Source organism: Massilia sp. BHUDP2 (assembly GCF_046236355.1).
Classification (GTDB): domain Bacteria; phylum Pseudomonadota; class Gammaproteobacteria; order Burkholderiales; family Burkholderiaceae_D; genus Telluria; species Telluria varians.
Map to the genome: position 1 here is coordinate 2,033,839 of NZ_JBJUVW010000001.1, position 18,014 is coordinate 2,051,852.

General features: G+C 66.4%; 17 protein-coding genes. 12 read left to right on the forward strand and 5 right to left on the reverse strand.

Annotated elements, in window-relative coordinates:
• The first annotated feature begins 12 nt into the window (after positions 1 to 12).
• The 3 genes from ACK6C6_RS09285 (at position 13) to ACK6C6_RS09295 (ending at position 3,058) form a co-directional block, all read left to right on the forward strand.
• A complete protein-coding gene (locus ACK6C6_RS09285; RefSeq protein ID WP_209586405.1) occupies positions 13 to 678 on the forward strand; it encodes a response regulator transcription factor in 666 nt (221 codons plus the stop codon).
• Positions 675 to 2,096, forward strand: coding sequence for a HAMP domain-containing sensor histidine kinase (locus ACK6C6_RS09290; RefSeq protein ID WP_209586406.1), 1,422 nt, complete (start codon positions 675 to 677; stop codon positions 2,094 to 2,096). The genes ACK6C6_RS09285 and ACK6C6_RS09290 overlap by 4 nt, the downstream gene beginning before the upstream one ends.
• A gap of 119 nt (positions 2,097 to 2,215) precedes the next feature.
• Positions 2,216 to 3,058: a hypothetical protein gene (locus ACK6C6_RS09295; protein WP_409267044.1), complete on the forward strand. Its 843-nt coding sequence runs from the start codon at positions 2,216 to 2,218 to the stop codon at positions 3,056 to 3,058.
• A gap of 18 nt (positions 3,059 to 3,076) precedes the next feature.
• Here the strand turns inward: ACK6C6_RS09295 and ACK6C6_RS09300 are convergent, their stop codons facing one another.
• On the reverse strand, positions 3,077 to 5,233 hold the full coding sequence (locus ACK6C6_RS09300) for a TonB-dependent receptor (RefSeq protein ID WP_409267045.1): 2,157 nt from the start codon (positions 5,231 to 5,233) through the stop codon (positions 3,077 to 3,079).
• Positions 5,234 to 5,356: 123 nt separating this feature from the next.
• On the opposite strand from ACK6C6_RS09300, the gene ACK6C6_RS09305 reads away from it, so the two are divergent.
• Genes ACK6C6_RS09305 through ACK6C6_RS09315 form a run of 3 tightly spaced genes read left to right on the forward strand, consistent with a single transcriptional unit; the run spans position 5,357 to position 8,205 of the window.
• Positions 5,357 to 6,517 (forward strand): PepSY-associated TM helix domain-containing protein, encoded by a 1,161-nt coding sequence (locus ACK6C6_RS09305; RefSeq protein ID WP_409267046.1) that lies wholly within the window; start codon positions 5,357 to 5,359, stop codon positions 6,515 to 6,517.
• Positions 6,514 to 6,696: a hypothetical protein gene (locus ACK6C6_RS09310; RefSeq protein ID WP_036217364.1), complete on the forward strand. Its 183-nt coding sequence runs from the start codon at positions 6,514 to 6,516 to the stop codon at positions 6,694 to 6,696. The genes ACK6C6_RS09305 and ACK6C6_RS09310 overlap by 4 nt, the downstream gene beginning before the upstream one ends.
• Before the next feature lie 60 nt (positions 6,697 to 6,756).
• The gene (locus ACK6C6_RS09315; protein WP_409267047.1) at positions 6,757 to 8,205 is read left to right on the forward strand and encodes a Ppx/GppA family phosphatase; all 1,449 of its coding nucleotides are present in this window, start codon (positions 6,757 to 6,759) and stop codon (positions 8,203 to 8,205) included.
• Positions 8,206 to 8,341: 136 nt separating this feature from the next.
• On the opposite strand, the gene ACK6C6_RS09320 is transcribed toward ACK6C6_RS09315, so the two are convergent.
• Positions 8,342 to 8,818 carry a SixA phosphatase family protein gene (locus ACK6C6_RS09320; RefSeq protein ID WP_409267048.1) on the reverse strand — a complete coding sequence of 159 codons (477 nt, stop codon included), beginning with the start codon at positions 8,816 to 8,818 and terminating at the stop codon, positions 8,342 to 8,344.
• Complete coding sequence (gene ppk1 / locus ACK6C6_RS09325; RefSeq protein WP_409267049.1) at positions 8,784 to 10,940, reverse strand: polyphosphate kinase 1; 2,157 nt, start codon at positions 10,938 to 10,940, stop codon at positions 8,784 to 8,786. Before ppk1 ends, ACK6C6_RS09320 begins: the two co-directional genes overlap by 35 nt.
• A gap of 162 nt (positions 10,941 to 11,102) precedes the next feature.
• Here ppk1 and lepB point away from each other — a divergent pair, with 162 nt between their 5' ends.
• Both lepB and ACK6C6_RS09335 read left to right on the forward strand, forming a co-directional pair.
• Positions 11,103 to 11,771: a signal peptidase I gene (lepB, locus tag ACK6C6_RS09330; protein WP_409267050.1), complete on the forward strand. Its 669-nt coding sequence runs from the start codon at positions 11,103 to 11,105 to the stop codon at positions 11,769 to 11,771.
• 238 nt (positions 11,772 to 12,009) lie between these two features.
• Positions 12,010 to 13,185 carry a multidrug effflux MFS transporter gene (locus ACK6C6_RS09335; protein ID WP_409267051.1) on the forward strand — a complete coding sequence of 392 codons (1,176 nt, stop codon included), beginning with the start codon at positions 12,010 to 12,012 and terminating at the stop codon, positions 13,183 to 13,185.
• A gap of 9 nt (positions 13,186 to 13,194) precedes the next feature.
• Here the strand turns inward: ACK6C6_RS09335 and smpB are convergent, their stop codons facing one another.
• The gene (gene smpB / locus ACK6C6_RS09340; RefSeq protein WP_036217379.1) at positions 13,195 to 13,644 is read right to left on the reverse strand and encodes an SsrA-binding protein SmpB; all 450 of its coding nucleotides are present in this window, start codon (positions 13,642 to 13,644) and stop codon (positions 13,195 to 13,197) included.
• A gap of 107 nt (positions 13,645 to 13,751) precedes the next feature.
• Here smpB and ACK6C6_RS09345 point away from each other — a divergent pair, with 107 nt between their 5' ends.
• The 3 genes from ACK6C6_RS09345 (at position 13,752) to ACK6C6_RS09355 (ending at position 15,818) form a co-directional block, all read left to right on the forward strand.
• Positions 13,752 to 14,183, forward strand: coding sequence for a type II toxin-antitoxin system RatA family toxin (locus ACK6C6_RS09345; protein WP_285377212.1), 432 nt, complete (start codon positions 13,752 to 13,754; stop codon positions 14,181 to 14,183).
• Positions 14,176 to 14,484 (forward strand): RnfH family protein, encoded by a 309-nt coding sequence (locus ACK6C6_RS09350; protein ID WP_409267052.1) that lies wholly within the window; start codon positions 14,176 to 14,178, stop codon positions 14,482 to 14,484. Before ACK6C6_RS09345 ends, ACK6C6_RS09350 begins: the two co-directional genes overlap by 8 nt.
• A 125-nt stretch (positions 14,485 to 14,609) precedes the next feature.
• Entirely contained in the window at positions 14,610 to 15,818 is a 1,209-nt protein-coding gene (locus ACK6C6_RS09355) for a GGDEF domain-containing protein (protein WP_409267053.1), read from the forward strand.
• A 4-nt stretch (positions 15,819 to 15,822) separates the two neighbouring features.
• On the opposite strand, the gene ACK6C6_RS09360 is transcribed toward ACK6C6_RS09355, so the two are convergent.
• A complete protein-coding gene (locus ACK6C6_RS09360) occupies positions 15,823 to 16,335 on the reverse strand; it encodes a DUF4124 domain-containing protein (protein ID WP_409267054.1) in 513 nt (170 codons plus the stop codon).
• Between the two features lie 160 nt (positions 16,336 to 16,495).
• On the opposite strand from ACK6C6_RS09360, the gene guaB reads away from it, so the two are divergent.
• The gene (gene guaB / locus ACK6C6_RS09365; protein ID WP_409267055.1) at positions 16,496 to 17,956 is read left to right on the forward strand and encodes an IMP dehydrogenase; all 1,461 of its coding nucleotides are present in this window, start codon (positions 16,496 to 16,498) and stop codon (positions 17,954 to 17,956) included.
• Positions 17,957 to 18,014 lie beyond the last annotated feature (58 nt).

The following is an 18,014-nucleotide window of genomic DNA, read 5'->3' on the forward strand; positions in this document are numbered from 1 at the left end:
AGGACGGCTATCTTGAGGTTGCTGCTGGTCGAAGACGATGCGCTGCTCGCCAACGGGCTGCTGGTGGCGCTGCGCCGCGCGCATTACACGGTCGAACACGTGCGCGACGGCGCTTCCGCGGTGGCGGCGCTGCGCGACAATGCCTTCGACCTGGCGGTGCTCGACCTCGGCCTGCCCGACCTCGACGGCACCCGGGTGCTGGAGCGGGTGCGTGCCAGCGGCAACGGCGTGCCGGTCCTGATCCTGTCGGCGCGCGACGCGATGCGCGACCGGGTCCATGGCCTGGACCTCGGGGCCGACGACTACCTGGTCAAGCCCTTCGAGCTGGACGAGCTGCTGGCGCGCCTGCGCGTGCTGCTGCGACGCCACGGCGGACGACCGGTGAACCGGATCGAGCGCGGCGCCCTGGTGCTGGAAGAGGACAGCCTGCGCGCGTCATGGCACGGCCAGCCGGTCGAGCTGCAGCGCCTCGAGTTCATGCTGCTCAAGCAGCTCGCCGAGAACCCGCTGCGCGTATTCAATCGGGCGCAGCTGGAAGAGTCCCTGTATGGCTGGGGTGAGGGCGCCGAGAGCAACACCATCGACGTGCACGTCCACCACCTGCGCAAGAAGCTCGCCCCGGCGGCGATCAAGACCATCCGCGGGGTGGGCTACCGCCTGGGCGACGTCGGCGCATGAGGACGCGCACCTATTCCGGCCGGCGCCGCCTGGTCGTCGCCACGCTGGTCTGCATCGTGCTGGTGTTCGGCGGCATCGGCGTGGCCGCCCAGCTGGTGGCGCGACACGAATCCGAAGAGCTGTTCAGCGCGCGCCTGGCCACCTCGGCGCGGGTGCTGGAGGCGCTGGTGGCGCAGCAATTGTCGACGGCGACCCTGTCGCAGCCGCTCGTCATCCCGCTGCCTCCCGAACTGGAAACCTCGATCAGCAACGCCCCCGGGGCCGCCGGACACCGCTACGAGACCAAGATCGCCTTCCAGGTGTGGCGCGCCGATGGCGTGCTGCTCGCAAAATCCGCCTCGGCGCCGAATGACGCACTGGCGCCGCTGGCTGCCGGTTTCAGCGTTCACCAGGTCGGTGACACCCTGTGGGAAGTCTTCGCCCTGCGCTCCGGAGCGATCTGGGTGATGACGGCGGAGAAGGAGGAGGTGCGCGGCGAGCTGGCCGAGTACATCGGCATGTCGATCACCGCGCCGCTGATCGGCGGCGGCCTGTTGTTGCTAATTGCGGTGAACCTGATCCTGGTGCGCAGCATGCGCCCCCTCAAGGAGCTCGCCGCGCGCATCGCGGCGCGCACCCCCGATTCGCTCGACCCTGTGCGCCTGCCGGAGACGCCGACCGAGCTGGCGCCGATCATCGAGGAGCTCAACAGCCTGCTCGACCGAATCAAGGCCGCTTTCGAACGCGAACAACGGTTCATCGACGCCGCGGCGCACGAGATCCGCACGCCGATCGCGGCGGTCCAGCTGCACGTCGAGAATGCCGTGCGAGCGCCCGCCGATTCCGAGCGCGCCGAAGCGCTCGATCAGGCCCTTGCCGCGGCGCGCCGCACCAGCAAGCTGGCCGAGCAGCTCCTGACCCTGAGCCGCATCAGCGCCCGCAGCGACGACTACGCGCCGCAGCAGGTCTCCCTGCTGGAGGTCTGCCATGATGTGATCGGAACGCTCGATCCGCTGCTCGAGCGACGCGGGCAGGGCATCAGCCTGGACGCGGAGCAGGACGTGCATGTGTGGGGCGAGCCCTCGCAGCTGCGGCGCCTGCTGCAGAACCTGATCGACAACGCCTCGGTCCACGGCGCGCCGGACGGCGAGATCGAGGTGCGGCTGGCGCGGCGGGCCGACCGCGCGCTGGTCTCGGTGGCGAACGACGGACGCCCGATTCCGGCCGGGGAAATGAACAAACTGTTCACGCCATACTACCGTTCGCCAGGAGCGGCGCCCGGTGGACATGGGCTGGGTCTCGCGATCGTCAAGGAAATCGCCGGCCAGCATGGCGCGTCGATCAGCCTGCATCGCAAGCCTGACGGGCAGGGCACCGTCGCCGAGGTCTCGCTGCCCGTGGCCGGAAGCTGCCGCACTAGCGGCGCCGTGTATTTATAGAATCAAGATTCGTCAATCGTGCGGGATAATATTTTGATAACTGCGATAATCAAGGTGTTGTCGCGCTAGACATGGTCTGGCGGACATTTCTGAACACACCCTTGATGATCGGAGTATCCATGTCTCGCCCTGCATTACGCACGTCCGTCGTATCCGTCAACTTCCTGAAAGGCGCCATCCTGCTCGGCGCGGCCGCCGCCGGCATGGCCCAGGCGCAGCAGTCGCCGGCGCTCGATCGCATGAGCCTGTCGGTCGGCGCCTTCCATGCCGAACCCGAGATCCGCCTCGGCGGCGACACCCGCTACGGCCGCGTCGACACGCCTGACGAGAAGCTCGGCGACGGCACCCTGCCGCGCGTGAAAGCCGAACTGCTGTTTGGCGAGCGCCATGGCGCATCGTTCGACTACTGGCGCTTCAACGAGGACTACGCGGCCGCGCCGAGCGGCGCCACGGTCTACGAAGGCCGCCCGGTCAGCGGCAGCATCCGCGCGGATGCCAAGCTGCGCATCGAGATGGCGCGCCTGGCCTACAAATACTGGTTCGGTTCGGACAGGAATGCCTTCGGGATCGGCCTGGGCGCCGCCCACCTGCGCGCCAAGATCTCGGCGACGGCCGAGGCCGACCTGCGCGCCGAAGCGCCGCTCGAAACCTACAGCTGGAGCGGGTCCGGTTCCGCCAGCGACAGCGTGTGGGCGCCGACCATCGAGCTGGCATGGCGCCACGCACTGAACGACAGGGTGCGCCTGTATGCCGAGGCGGGCGGGGTCAAGCGCAATGGCGGCAGCGTCGAGGGCCATGTGGTCAACGCTGCCGCGGGCATCGAATGGATGGCGGCGAAGAACGTCGGCCTGGTGCTCGACTACGGCATCCAGAAGATCGACCTGCATCGCAACGGCGAACGCAGCGCCGACCTCGACCTGAAACTGACCGGACCTTCCGCCTACCTCAAGGTCCGCTTCTGACGGGCCGTTCGGCGGCGCTCAGAAATCGACCGTCGCCGACACCACCACGCTGCGCGGCGCGCCCTGCACCAAGTAGCCGAAGCCCGGATAGCCGCCCGCCGACGCCCAGTAGTTCTTGTCCGTGACGTTGTCGATGCGCGCACGCAGGGTCACGTCGCGGTCCATGAAGCGCATCAGGTAGTTCGCCCCGATGTCCAGGCGCGACCACGAAGGCAGCTTCTGGGTGTTGGCCGCATCCGCGTACTGGGTCGCGGTGTACAGGGCGCGCGCATTGAGCGACAGGCCCTGCACGCCAGGCACTTCCCATTCGGCGCCGAGGTTCAGCTGGGTGCCCGGCACGCCGATCGCATCCTTGCCCTCGTTGACGCCGCCGGCGGTCTGGCGCTGCTCGGCTTCCAGCAGGGTGAGACCGCCCAGCAGGCGCAGGCCGCGTGCCGGGGTGCCGAACACGCTCAGCTCCAGGCCGCGGTTGCGCTGCTCGCCGAACACGCCGAAGCGGCGGTCCTGGACGTAGGCGCTCGGCTGGGAGGTTGCGAACACGGCCGCCGTCATGCCGAATTTGCCGCTGTCGTATTTGACGCCGACTTCCTTCTGGCGCGAGACGAAGGGAGCGAACACCTCGCCCTGGTTGACGATGTCGGTGCCCGCCGCCACCGGGCCCTGCTGCAGCGCCTCGCTGTAGTTGGCGTAGACCGACACGCCTTTCATGGGCTTGTAGACGATGCCCGCCACCGGCGTCACGTCGCTTTCGTCGTAGCGCGCGTTCGGTGCGCCGGTGTCGTAGTCGTAGCCGAAGGACTTGATGGTCTGGTGGCGCGCACCCACGGTCACGAGCAGGCGCTCGTCCATGAAGCCCAGGGTATCGGCCACGGCAAAGCTCGACAGGATCGCCTTGCTGGTCAGGAGCGGGTTGTTCATGTTCCCGCCGGTGAAGAAGCCGCTCGACGGTGCTTGCGCGTCGAGCGGACGATAGATGTTCGAGGCGAAGCCCGCGAAGTCGCTCATGCCGTAGGCGTTCTTCGACTCCGAATGGAAGCCCGACAGCGAGGCGCTCAGCTTGTGCGAGACCGCACCGGTTTTCAGCTCGGTGCGCGCGCCGATTTCGCCGGTACGCACCTTGTCTTCGCGCGCGTTGTCGAAGCGGGTCATGGTGGCGTCGCCGCCCGCGTTGGTGACGGTCGGCGAGGAGATGATGTTGGACTCAATGCCGCTGCGCATGCCGAGCGCGGCCCAGGCCACCGCGCCGCCCGGCAGGTCGACTTCGCCGCGCAGGGTGCCGAAGGTGTCGCGTTCCCCGGAATAGGTCCAGGGCTGGGCGTAGTTGCTGTCGCTGCTTGGCGCCGCGATGATCGGCACGCCGGCCGCCATCGTCACGCTCGGGCGCGCGCCGCGCAGCTGGTGGTCCTGGTGGCCGACGTCGGCCGACAGGCGGTAGCCGCGTCCGCGGTAATCCACGCCCACCGAGTACAGGCTCAGTTCGCGGTTCTCGCGGTCGATCGCGGTGTCGCCCTCGCGGCGCACCGCATTCACGCGCACGCCCAGGCGGCCGTCAAGGCCGAAGCGGTTCGCGAAGTCGGTCGCCACATAGGCCTGGCCGCCGGTCTCGACGCCCACCGTCAGCTGGGTCAGCGGCGCGTTCGGCGCGCGCTTGGGCAGCAGGTTGATGGCGCCGCCGATGCCGCCGCCGCCCGGCGCGGCGCCGTTCACGAAGCTGTTCGCGCCGCGCAGCACTTCGACGCGTTCGAGCAGTTCCGAGGCCACGAACTGGCGCGGCAGCAGGCCGTACAGGCCGTTGTAGGCCAGGTCGTCCGAGTTGACGGCGAAGCCGCGGATCACGTACAGCTCCTGGTAGTTGCCGAAGCCGCGCGCCACCCGCACCGAGGGGTCGTTCTGCACCACGTCGGCCACGCTGCGCGCCTGCTGGTCCTGGATCAGCGCCTGGGTGTAGTTCATGGAATTGAAGGGGGTGTCCATGATGTCGACGTTGCCCAGCAGGCCCAGGCGCCCCCCGCGCGCGACCTGGCCGCCGGCGTAGGCGGAGCTCAAGCCCTGGCTGGATGCGTCGGCCGAGGCGGTGACGACGACGGTGGCGACAGGTTCGGAGCTGGTGTCTTGTGCTTGCGCGGCAAAGGCCGCAGCGGCGAGGGCGATCGGAGTCAGGCGGAACAGTTTCATCGGTGGGGCTCGGTTTTCTTAATGAGAATGATTGTCATTCTATCCGTTTTGGCTTGCGCGTGTAAATGAGAACGATTATTATTTGCCGAACTTGTCGATTCCGACGTCCGATATCACCCACCTATGTCGCCAAATAAGCTGCGCCTCTGGAGCTGGATCCATAAATGGAGCAGCCTGGTTTGTACCGTCTTCATGCTGCTGCTCTGCCTGACGGGCCTGCCGCTGATCTACCACCACGAGATCGGCCACCTGCTCGGCACCGACGTCGAGGCGCCCGCCATGCCCGTCGACACCCCACGCGGCAACATCGACGCCGTACTGGCCTCGGCCAAGGAGCTCTACCCCAACAAGATTGCGATGTACATGTCGCAGGAAATCGACGAACCGGCGATTTGGAACGTCACCCTGGGCGACCATCCGAACGACGAGCACTACAAGCCGATCGCGGTCGACGCCCGTACCACCAAGGTCATTACCGAACCGGCCTTCGAAGGCGGCGCCTTCATGTCGACCATGCTGCGCCTGCACGTCGACCTGTTCGCCGGCCTGTATGGCCAGCTGTTCCTCGGTTTCATGGGCTTCCTCCTGATCGTCGCCGTCGTCAGCGGCGTGGTGCTGTACGCGCCCTTCATGCGCAAGCTCGATTTCGGCGAGGTGCGCCGCGAGCGCAGCCGCGTCATCAAGTGGCTCGACCTGCACAACCTGCTCGGCATCGTCACCATGGTCTGGGTCTTCGTGGTGGGCGCCACCGGCATGGTCAACACCTGGGCCGACCTGCTGCTCAAGTACTGGCAGAACAACGAACTGGCCGTGATGCTCAAGCCCTACGAGGGCCAGCCGCAGGTCACGAAGATGTCCTCGATCCACGAGGCCATCGTGCGTGCGGAAACCGCCGAGCCGGGCATGAAGGTCGCGTTCGTGGCCTTCCCGGGTACGCCCTTCAGCAGCCCGCACCACTACGGTATCTTCATGCGTGGCGAAGAGGCCTTCAGCTCGCGCCTGTACAAGCCGGTGCTGATCGACGCCGCCACCGGCGAGATCACCGACCGCCGCGAGCTGCCCTGGTACCTGACGGCGCTGCTGCTGTCGCAGCCGCTGCACTTCGGCGACTACGGCGGCCAGGCCATGAAGCTGCTGTGGGCCTTGCTCGACATCGCCACCATCATCATCCTGGGCAGTGGCCTCTACCTGTGGCTCAAGCGCAGCCGCAAGACCCGGGTCGCCCAAGCGGGCAAGGCCAGCGTGGCCGAGCCGGCACTGGCGCGCTCGACGGAGGCGTCATGATCCGTACCCGTACCCAGATCTGGGCCATGCCGGTCCTGCTGGCCATCCTGACCGTCATCGGCCTGGTCCCGGCCCTGCTGGGCGACGGCATCTGGGACCTGGTTTCGGCAGTGAGCCTGGGCACGCCGGTCGCAGTGGGCGCCTGGTACGCGCTGCGCCGCCCGCGCGCGCGCCGCTAGGGCTGCCTCAAGCGCGCCAAGGCTGTATACTTCGCCAACAACCACAGCGAAAGAGCGCCTATGTTTGCAGCAGTGGACCTGGGGTCCAACAGCTTCCGGCTCCACATCGGCGAGCCCGCGGGCGGGCGCATGCACATCGTGCGCACCGCGCGCGACCCGATCCGCCTGGCCGCGGGCCTGGACCAGGACAACATGCTCCTTGAACCCGCCATCCGCAGCGCGGTGAAGACCCTGCAGGACTTTCGCGCCATCCTGGACGAATACACGCTGGACGCGGTGCGCGTGGTCGCCACCAACACCCTGCGCGTGGCGCGCAACGCCGAGCAGCTGCTGCCCCAGCTGGAGGCGGCCATCGGTTATCCGATCGAAGTGATTTCGGGCGAGGAAGAAGGGCGCCTGATCTACATGGGCGTGGCGCGCGCCATCGACAAGCCGGACGAGCGCCGGCTGGTGATCGACATCGGCGGCGGCTCGACCGAAGTCATCGCCGCCATCGGCCCCGAGATCAGCCTGGTCGAATCCTTCGGCATCGGCACCCACCCGCAGACCGCCGCCTTCTTCGCGGACGGCCGCATCACGCCGCAGGCCTTCGACGCCGCCGTCACCGAGGCGCGCGCCCGCTTCGAGGATGCCGCCGACCTGTACAAGGCGCAGGGCTGGGATGCGGCCTATGGCTCGTCCGGCACCATGCGCGCCATCAACGAGGTCATCAGCAGGAACGGCATCGGCGACGGATCCATGTCGCAGGCCAGCCTGCACGCGCTGCGTGACATCCTGCTAGCGCTGGGCCACGTCGACGATTTCACTTTGCCGGGCGTCAAGAAGGAGAGGGTGCCGGTGATGGTGGGCGGCCTCACGGTCCTGATCGGGGTGATGCAGGAACTCGGCGTGCAGCAGCTCACCGCGATCAACGCCGGCCTGCGCCTGGGCGTGCTGTCCGACCTGGAGCTGCGCGCCAACCGGCGCGACCGCCGCGACGCCGCCATCCGCGCCTGCATGCGCCGCTTCGGCGTGGACAGCCAGCGCGCGCTGCGCACCGCGAAGATCGCCTCGCTACTGTACGAAAAGCTGAGCCCCACGGACGCGCAGCACTACCTGTGCTGGAGCGCCATGCTGCACGAAGTCGGCCTGCAGATCTCGATGACGGGGGCGCACAAGCACGGCGCCTACATCGTCGAACACGCCGACCTGCCGGGCTTTACCACGCGCGAGCAGCGCCTGATGGCCAGGCTGATCCTGGGGCAGAAGGGCAACCTGCGCAAGATCCGCGAGGCCCTGGGCGAGGCCGACGTGGCCAAGGCGGTGCTGGCGCTGCGCATGGCGGTGGTATTCATGCATGCGCGCGCGGACGAGGACCTGGCGGGCCTGAACATGCGCATGCGGCAGCGCATCGAGCTGGAACTGCCGGCTGCGCTGCTGGAGAAGCATCCGACGCTGGGGCCGTGGCTGCAGAAGGAAGAGGGGGCGTGGAACGAGGTCGGAATCCCGTTCCAGGCAAGGGTAGTTTGACTGTTACCTGACACCGTAGGGTGGGCGGGTTCCCCGCCCACGCGGCGATAGCTGAAATTTGAATAGTCGCGCAGGCTGCGGTACCGTGATTTGAACGCGTGGGCGGGAGACCCGCCCACCCTACGAAAAACCGTGGTCAGCGCAGCTGGCCTATGAAATCCGGTCCGACGACCAGCTTCACGTAAGGAATCCCATCGCTGTTCTTGTGGGTGATCCAGAACACCCCCGCCTTGCGGATGCGCCAGTCCTGCTTCCCGCCGCACAGCACCAATGAGGCCACCTGTCCCAGCAGCGGCTGGTGGCCGACGATCAGCACTGGCTGGCGGTGCTCGGGCCAGCCGGCCGCTTCGATGATCGCTTCCGCGTCCGAATCCGGCGCGAGGGTATCCACCAGCTTGTAGTTGCGCCCCAGCGCTTCCACCGTCTGCACGCAGCGCCTGGCCGGGCTGCTCAGCACCCGCAGGTCCTCCGGCAGCTGGCGGTGCAGCCAGGCGCCGACGCGCGCGGCGTGGCGCTTGCCCTTCGGCGTCAGTGCGCGCCGCAAGTCGCCCTCGGCATCGCCCTCGGCGACGTGCGCTTCAGCCTCGGCGTGGCGCCACAGGATCAGGTCCATGCTCGTTCTCCTTGTTGGAATGAAGGCCCGCGCCGAGCGTCTCCATCAGGTCTTGCTGTGCGCTGAGCGCCTTCTGGCCGCCGCGTGCCTTCTTGCGGCGATAACGCCCGTCGCTGCCCAGTTCCCAGGCGTTGACATTGTCCTTCAGGTAGGGATGCAGGCCTTCGCGCAGCACGCGGCGCTTGAGCGCGGGCGAACGGATCGGGAAGGCCACTTCCACGCGCCGGAACAGGTTGCGGTTCATCCAGTCGGCGCTCGACAGGTAGATGTCGTGCTTGAGGTTGTTGCGGAAGTAGAAGATGCGCGTGTGCTCGAGGAAGCGGCCGACGATCGAGCGCACCCGGATGGTCTCGCTCAAGCCCTTCACGCCGGGCCGCAGCGAGCACGCGCCGCGCACGATCAGGTCGATGCGCACGCCGGCCTGCGAGGCTTCGTACAGCGCCCGGATGACCGACTCGTCGGTGAGCGAGTTCATCTTGGCGATGATGCGCGCCGGCTTGCCGGCGCGTGCGATCGCGGCCTCGTCGCGGATGGCGCGCACGATTTCCTTCTGCAGCGAGAAGGGCGCCAGCCACAGGCTGGTGAGCTGCTTCGGGCGCGTCAGGCTGGTGAGGTGGATGAAGACCTCGTTGACGTCGGCGGTGATCTCGTCGTCGCAGGTGAGCAGGCCGAAGTCGGTGTAGAACTTGGCGGTGGTCGAGTTGTAGTTGCCGGTGCCCAGGTGGGCGTAGCGCCGCAGGCTATTGTCTTCGCGGCGCAGCACCAGCGCCAGTTTGGCGTGGGTCTTCAGGCCGACCACGCCGTACACCACCTGGGCGCCGGCCTGCTCCAGGCGCTCGGCCCAGTTGATGTTGGCCTCCTCGTCGAAGCGCGCCATCAGTTCGACGATGACGGTGACTTCCTTGCCGCGCCGCGCGGCGGCGATCAGGGCTTCCATCAGGTCGGAATTCATGCCGGCGCGGTAGATGGTCTGCTTGATCGCCGCCACGCAGGGGTCGTTCGCGGCCGACTGGATGAATTCGATCACCGGCTGGAAGGATTCGAAGGGATGGTGCAGCAGCACGTCTCCCTTGCGCAGCACGGCGAAGATGTCGGGACCCACCAGCTTGGCCGGAAAACCCGGCGTGAAGGGGGTGAACTTCAGTTCCGACTTGTCGTGCGTGTTGGCGATTTCCAGCATGCGCCCGAGGTTCACCGGGCCGTCCACCGCGAACAGGCGCGAGGGGTCGATCCCGAACTGGTCCAGCAGGAAGTTCGACAGGTGCGGCGGGCAGGCGCGGCCCACTTCCAGGCGCACCGCGAAGCCGTAGTTGCGGCTGTGCAGTTCGCTCTGCAAGGCCTGGCGCAGGTTCTTGACCTCGTCCTCGTCGACCCACAGGTCGCTGTTGCGGGTCACGCGGAACTGCGAATACGAGAGCACCTCGCGGCCGGTGAACAGGTCGGCCAGGTGGGCCTGGATCACCGAGGACAGCAGGCAGTAGGACTCGCCCTTCTTGTCCGACAGTTCGGCCGGCAGGCGGATCACGCGCGGCAGCACGCGCGGCGCCTTCATGATGGCGATGCCGGTGCCGCGCCCGAACGCGTCCTTGCCCGCCAGTTCGACGATGAAGTTCAGGCTCTTATTGACCACGCGCGGGAAAGGGTGGGCCGGGTCGAGCCCGATCGGGGTCAGCAGCGGGCGCACCTCGCGGTCGAAGAATTGCTTGACCCAGGCGCGCTGGGCGGCATTGCGCTCGCCCCGCCGCAGCATGTGGATGCCGTTCTCGGACAGGAGCGGCAGGATCTCGTGGTTGAACAGCTTGTACTGGCGCTCGATCAACGAACGGCACTCGAGGCTGGCGCGCTCCAGGGTGCTGGCCAGCGCATGGGGAATGCCGTTGTGGCCGGCCTCCATCTGGTGCTGGGCCAGCAGACTGGCCACGCGCACCTCGAAGAATTCGTCGAGGTTGCCCGACACAATGGTCAGAAAGCGCAGCCGCTCGAGCAGCGGAATGGTGGGGTCCTCGGCCTGGGCCAATACCCGACGGTTGAACTCGAGCAGCGACAGTTCGCGGTTCAGGAAGGCGCCGCCTTCGGGAATGCTCCTGGCCTCGGCTTCCTGGGCCTTGTGTTTCATATCCATGGGTCTGCGTCGTAGTCTCGGCGCAGGCAGTGTAGTTGGCGAATATGACAATGTTGTTACACGCGCACCTCGGCCTGGCGGCGCTTGACGTTTAAGCATGCTTAAAGGCTGAGCGCGTATAAAGCTTCTCATCGTTCATCATAACAAGAGGAGCATTGCGAGATGAAAGCGTTCGTGCGCGCCAACAAGGGTTTCCTGTTGTTCATGCTTTTGTTCGGCGTGTTCCGCACCGCGGTGGCCGACTGGAACCCGATTCCCTCCGCTTCCATGCGGCCCAACCTGCTGGAAGGGGACGTGGTGTTCGTGAACCGGCTGGCCTATAACGTCAAGCTCCCGCTGACCGACCTCGTGATCGCGCGCACCGGCGAGCCGCAGCGCGGCGACGTGGTCACTTTCTCATCGCCGGCGGACGGCACCCGCCTGATCAAGCGCGTCCTGGCGCTGCCGGGCGACCGCGTCGAGATGCGCAACGAGCGCCTGGTCATCAACGGCGTCCAGTCGCAGTACGCGCTCGAGGAAGTGGTGCAGGAAACGACTGACGAGGGCCGCGTCATGGATGCGCTGCGCATGGAGGAAGTGGTCGACGGGCGCCGCCACCGCATCCAGGTGCTGCCGCAGCGCATGGTGATGCGCGATTTCGGGCCGGTCACCGTGCCGCAGGACGCCTACCTGATGCTGGGCGATAACCGCGACAACAGCGCCGATTCGCGCTACATCGGCTTCGTCCCGCGCCACCTGCTGATCGGGCGCGCCGAGCGCATCCTGGTCTCGGCCGACTACCAGGGCAACTGGATGCCGCGCACCGAGCGCTTCGGCCAGTCGCTGCGCTGATCGCCCAACAAACCGGGGTCAACAAACCGGGGTCAGGTCTGACACTCGGACACGGACTGAGCGCTACCACAGTGCTACGCACGAGTCCGTGTCTCGATGTCAGACCTGACCCCTGGTGCTGTCGTCGGCGCCTCTTCCAGTTTTGGAGGGGCGCCGATTTGTTTTATAGAAACCCAGTACAATTGCGTCCCCTCCGGACGCTTGCTCCCGCAGTGCCGGTCTTTCACAAGGCACTCCCATGCAACGACTCCTCACCACCATCCTCGCCTGCCTCGGCATGACGGGGGCCCTCGCGATCGACACCTATCTGCCTTCGATGCCCGCCATCGGGGTCGATTTCGGCGTCGGGCCGGTGGCGGTGCAGCAGACCCTGAGCGTGTTCCTGTTCACCTTTGCGCTGATGATGCTGTTCTACGGGACGCTGTCGGATTCCTTCGGGCGCCGCCCGGTGATCCTGGGTGCGCTGGCGGTGTACACGCTGGCCTCGGTCGGCGCGGCGTTTGCCCCGACCTTCGGCTGGCTGCTGGCCTTCCGCGCGCTGCAGGGCCTGTCGGCCGGCGCCGGTTCGGTGATCGGCCAGGCCATCGTGCAGGACCGCTTCGAAGGCGCGCAGGCGCAGAAGATGATGTCGCACATCATGATGGTGTTCGGCCTGGCGCCGGCCATTGCGCCGGTGCTGGGCGGCTGGCTGCACGTGAGCTTCGGCTGGCGCTCGAGCTTCATCTTCCTGGCGCTGTTCGGCGCCGCGATGATCCTGCTGGTGCTGCGCATGCTGCCGGAAAGCCTGCCGCGTGAGAAACGCCAGGTCTTCCATCCGGTGACGATCTCGCGCAACTATTTCATGGTGCTGCGCAACCCGCAGTTCGTGATGCTGTCGCTGGCGCTCGGCCTGGTGTTCGGCGGCCTGTCGCTGTACATCGGCGCGGCGGCCAACTTCGTGATGGAGATCCTGGGCCTGCCGGAGACGGCCTTCGCCTGGATGTTCATCCCGCTGATCGGCGGCATGGTGGTGGGTTCGGCCTGGGGCGGCAAGCGCGCCCACAAGGCGCCGCCGGGACGACTGCTGTGGACCGGTTACGCCGTGATGGCGGTGGCATCAATCCTGAACGTCGGCTACAACGCGCTGTTCCCGGCCAGCGTGCCCTGGGCGGTGCTGCCGCTGGCCGTGTTCACCTTCGGCCTGGCCGTGGCCATGCCGGGCATCCAGCTGACCGCGATGGGACTGTTCCCGCACAACCGCGGCCTGGCGGCCTCGATGGTCGGCTTCATCCAGATGATGTCCTTCGCGCTGGTGTCCGGCCTGGTGGCGCCGCTGCTGTTCGGCAGCGCGTTCAAGCTGGCCTGCGGCGCGGCCGTCGGCGTGCTGCTGAGCTTCCTGATGTGGCGCCTGAGCCGGCGTTTCGCGGCGCCGTAAGAGGCGGGCCTAGCGCTTGTGCTGCTTCATCGCCGAGGCGACTTCGCGCTTGGCGTCGCGGTCCTTCTCGGTGGCGCGCTTGTCGTGCTGCTTCTTGCCCTTGGCCAGGCCGATCTCGCACTTCACGCGCCCGCCCTTGAAGTGCAGGTTCAGCGGCACCAGGGTATAGCCGGCGCGCTCGACCTTGCCGACCAGCTTGTCCAGCTCGGCGCGGTGCAGCAGCAGCTTGCGGGTGCGCAAGGCCTCGGGATGGCTGAAGGCGGATGCCGTGGTCAGCGCGCTGATGTGGGCGCCGAACAGGAACAGTTCGCCGTTGCGCACGACGACATAGGCCTCCTTGATCTGTACCTTGCCTTCGCGGATGGCCTTGACTTCCCACCCCTCCAGTACGATGCCGGCTTCATACCGGTCCTCGATGAAGTAGTCGAAAAAAGCTTTTTTATTGTCAACAATACTCATGAAATAGCGAAAATCCGCGTCTCGGTTAAACTACTGCTGTGGCGCCAATGCAAAGATTGCATGGCGCAAAATGCAACTCGTCCAACATCATAACAAACGGTTGACCAATGGCAGTAGTGCACAAATCAGTTTTTCTCGGCTACAGCACCGAGCAAATGTTCGACCTGGTGGCCAAGGTCGAAGACTATCCGAAATTCCTCCCCTGGTGCGGTGGCGTGAAAGTGCTGGAGCGGAGCGAGGACAAGCTGGTGGCCAGCCTCCAAATCAATTTCCATGGCGTTAAGCAAAGCTTCACCACCTCGAACCACAACAACCGCCCGACCCAGATGAAGATGCACCTGGTCGACGGCCCGTTCAAGATGCTGGAAGGCACCTGGACCTTCAAGCCGCTGCGCGCCGACGCCTGCAAGGTCGAGCTCGACATGCATTACGAGTTCTCGAGCATCATCCTGGAACAGATCATCGGCCCGGTGTTCGGCATGATCGCCAATACCATGGTCGATTCCTTCAGCAAGCGCGCCGAGGCCGTCTATGGATGAGGGTGTACAGGTGGTTGTCTGCTACGCGACCGCGCGCGAGGAATTCCTGCGCCCCATGACGGTCGCGCCCGGCACCACGATCGGCCAGGCCATCGAGATGAGCGGTGTGCTGGAAGCGTATCCCGACATTAACCTGACCACGCAAGCGGTAGGCATCTACGCCAAGAAGAAGACGCTCGACACCGTGCTGCGCGAGCGCGACCGCATCGAAATCTACCGGCCGCTGGTGGCCGATCCCAAGGATTCGCGGCGCAAGCGCGCGGCCAAGAAGCTGGGGGACGCCGCAGCGCCGGCCGCCTGAGGTAGGGGGCAGGTCCGCCTTGGCGTTTTGCTCAGTTGTAAAATTCCGACCGGGCAAATTCTTGGGCATTCTTCAGGGTATCATAGAGCCCGCCTCGAAGCCGTCCTCCGTTGCCCGTTCCGCCCATGCTGATTACCGTAAGCCTGTTGTTGGTCACCACCGCGATGTCCGCCGTGATGTTGCTCGTCCTGACGTCGCTCGCCGACAGCAGGGTGGCAGGCATTCGCGAATGGGCGCAGGCCAATGGCGTGGCGGTGATCGCGCTGCTGCTGTTCGCGGCGCGCGACGTGATTCCCGACGTCCTCAGCATCGAAGTCGCCAACGCACTGCTGCTGCTGACCGCCAGCCTGATGCTGGCCGGCTACCGGCGCTACCTCGGCCTGCCGGTGCCCTGGCGCCTGCTGGCAGGCGGCGGCCTTGCCGCCTTCGCCGGCGTCGTCGTATTCCACTATGTCCACAATTCGCTGCCGCTACGGGTAGTGGCGATGTCGGCCTTCCACATGGCCATCTGTTTCGGCATCTACGCCAGCCTGCCCAGGGTTGCGGATGGCCGCCTGCGCTACCCGAACGCCTTCAGCCGGACCGCGGCTTTGCTGCTGGGGCTGGGGCATTTCGGCCGCGGCGCCTTCTATGCCTTCGAGGCCTACGCACAGCCCTCGCTGCTCGACCCGGCCATCGCCAACCTGGTGTTCTTTGCGATCGGTACGCTGGCGCTGCCGGCCCTGAGCCTGGGCGCGGTCATGCTGGCCAATGCTCGGGTGCTGACCGACACCGCCTACGCGGCCGAGCATGACCACCTGACCGGCGCACCCTCGCGCCGCGCCTTTTTCGACATGGCCGAACGCGAGCTGGCGCGGGCGCGGCGCCATGGCAGCGGACTGGGCCTGCTGCTGCTGGATGCCGACCATTTCAAGCGCATCAACGATACCTATGGGCACGGGGTCGGCGACGAGGTCCTGCGCGACCTGGTGGCGCGCACCCGCGAGGAAATCCGCAAGATCGACTATTTCGCCCGTCTCGGCGGCGAGGAGTTCGGGGTGCTGTTGCCGGACGCGTCCTTCGACACCACCCGCGCCGTCGCCGAGCGCCTGCGCGCCGCCCTCGACCGCCCGGCGACGGGCGCGCCGGCGGCGCCCGGGCCTGCCTATACGGTCAGTATCGGCCTGGCGATGCTGGAGAAGGGCGAGGATTTCGCCGGCCTGATGCGCCGTGCGGATGCGGCCCTGTATGCGGCCAAGGCCGGCGGACGCAACCGGGTCGAGGTGGCGCCGCGCATCAACCCCGAGCCGGCGCGCCAGCCGGGCAGCGCTAAGGTCATTCGACTGCGGCCTTGAATGCCTACTGACGGCACTGCGCCAGTGCCTTGTTGACCCGCGCCAGCTGGGCGGCCCGTTCCTCGTCCGTCATGAAGCTGCGCTCGCCTTTCGCATCGAACTTCGCGATGCGCACACCCGATTCCACCTGCGCGCGCATCTGGCGCGCATCCTGGCAATGCTCGGCCAGGTCACGGCGGCGCTGCGCTGCCGCGGCATCCTTCTTTTCCTGTTCTTCGCGTAGCTTGCTGCGTGCAAGGAATTCCTCCTCGCGCTGTGCCAGGGTCTTTGGACCTTTGGCCGGGGTGGGGGCCTCTGCGGGCGACGCAGGCTCGGCAGGCGCCGGCGGCACGGCCGCTGCCGCCCGGCCCGGCGCCTTCAGGATCTTGTGCGGCGGTGTCGATGGCGGAGGAGGGCGGTCGGAGAAATGGCGTACGCCGTTCGCGTCGATCCAGGAATACTGGGCGTGTGCCAAGTTGCTGCCCAGCAGCAGGGCGCAGGCGGCAAGCAGGCGGAGGGGGGAGGACGGAAACGGCATAAAAGTTTTCCTTGGGTAACAAAGCGATTTCGCCATGCTTCCTTGGCGCTGTCAATCGCAGGTGCGCGATAGCGCGATTTCCCCGGCAAATTTAGGCATGGCTGCGACAGTTTTTCGCCGTTTCTGTATAATTCACTTTTGCGCCTATAGGAAAATCGTTATGCGTCTCCTCCAAAAAGCACTCACCTTCGATGACGTGCTGCTCGTCCCGGCCTACTCCAACGTTCTTCCGGCCAACACTTGCCTTCGCACCAAACTGACCAGGAATATCACGCTGAATATCCCGCTGCTGTCGGCTGCGATGGACACCGTGACCGAAGCGCGCCTGGCGATTGCGATGGCACAGGAGGGGGGCATCGGTATCATTCACAAGAACCTGCGCCCGGCCGACCAGGCCCGTGAAGTGACGCGCGTCAAGCGCTACGAATCCGGCGTGCTGCGCGACCCGATCACCATTCCTCCCACCATGAAGATCCGTGAAGTGCTGGCGCTGTCGCAACAGCACGGCATTAGCGGCTTCCCGGTGGTCGAGGGCAAGCAGGTGGTCGGCATCATCACCAACCGCGACCTGCGTTTCGAGGAAGACCTGGACGCGGAAGCGCGCGCCAAGATGACCCCGCGCGAAAAGCTCGTCTACGTCAACGAAGACGCCGACACCGAAGAAGCCAAGCGCCTGATGAACAAGCACCGCCTCGAGCGCGTGCTGGTCGTCAACGAAGCCTTCGAGCTGCGCGGCCTCATTACCGTCAAGGACATCCAGAAGTCGCACGAACACCCGCTGGCATCGAAAGACTCGCAGGGCAAGCTGCTGGTCGGCGCGGCCGTGGGCGTGGGCGCGCGCGACGAAGAGCGCATCGAACTGCTGGTCGCCGCCGGCGTGGACGTGCTGGTGGTCGACACCGCGCACGGCCACTCGCAGGGCATCCTGGACCGCGTCAAGTGGATCAAGGACCGCTTCCCGCACGTGGACGTCATCGGCGGCAACATCGCCACCGCGGCCGCGGCGAAAGCGCTGGTCGAGTACGGCGCGGACGCGGTCAAGGTCGGCATCGGCCCCGGCTCGATCTGCACCACCCGCATCGTGGCCGGCGTCGGCGTGCCGCAGATCACCGCGATCTCGAACGTGGCCAAGGCGCTGGAAGGCACCGGCGTGCCCTGCATCGCCGACGGCGGCATCCGCTTCTCGGGCGACATCTCCAAGGCACTGGCAGCAGGCGCGCACACCGTCATGATGGGCAGCATGTTTGCCGGCACCGATGAAGCGCCGGGCGAGACCATCCTGTACCAGGGCCGCAGCTACAAGTCCTACCGCGGCATGGGCAGCCTGGGCGCGATGGCCGAAGGTTCGGCCGACCGCTACTTCCAGGAAGCCTCGAGCAAGGCCGACAAGTTCGTCCCGGAAGGCATCGAGGGCCGCGTCGCCTACAAGGGCAGCGTGCTGGCGATCATCTTCCAGCTGGTCGGCGGCATTCGCCAGTCGATGGGCTACTGCGGCTGCGCCACCATCGACGAACTGCGCGAGAAAGCGGAGTTCGTCGAGATCACCTCGGCCGGCATGCGCGAATCGCACGTGCACGACGTGCAGATCACCAAGGAAGCGCCGAACTACCGTTCGGAATGAACATCCATGAGACGCGGCCCGAGGGCCGCGTTTTTGCATTACCCATTCATCTTCTATC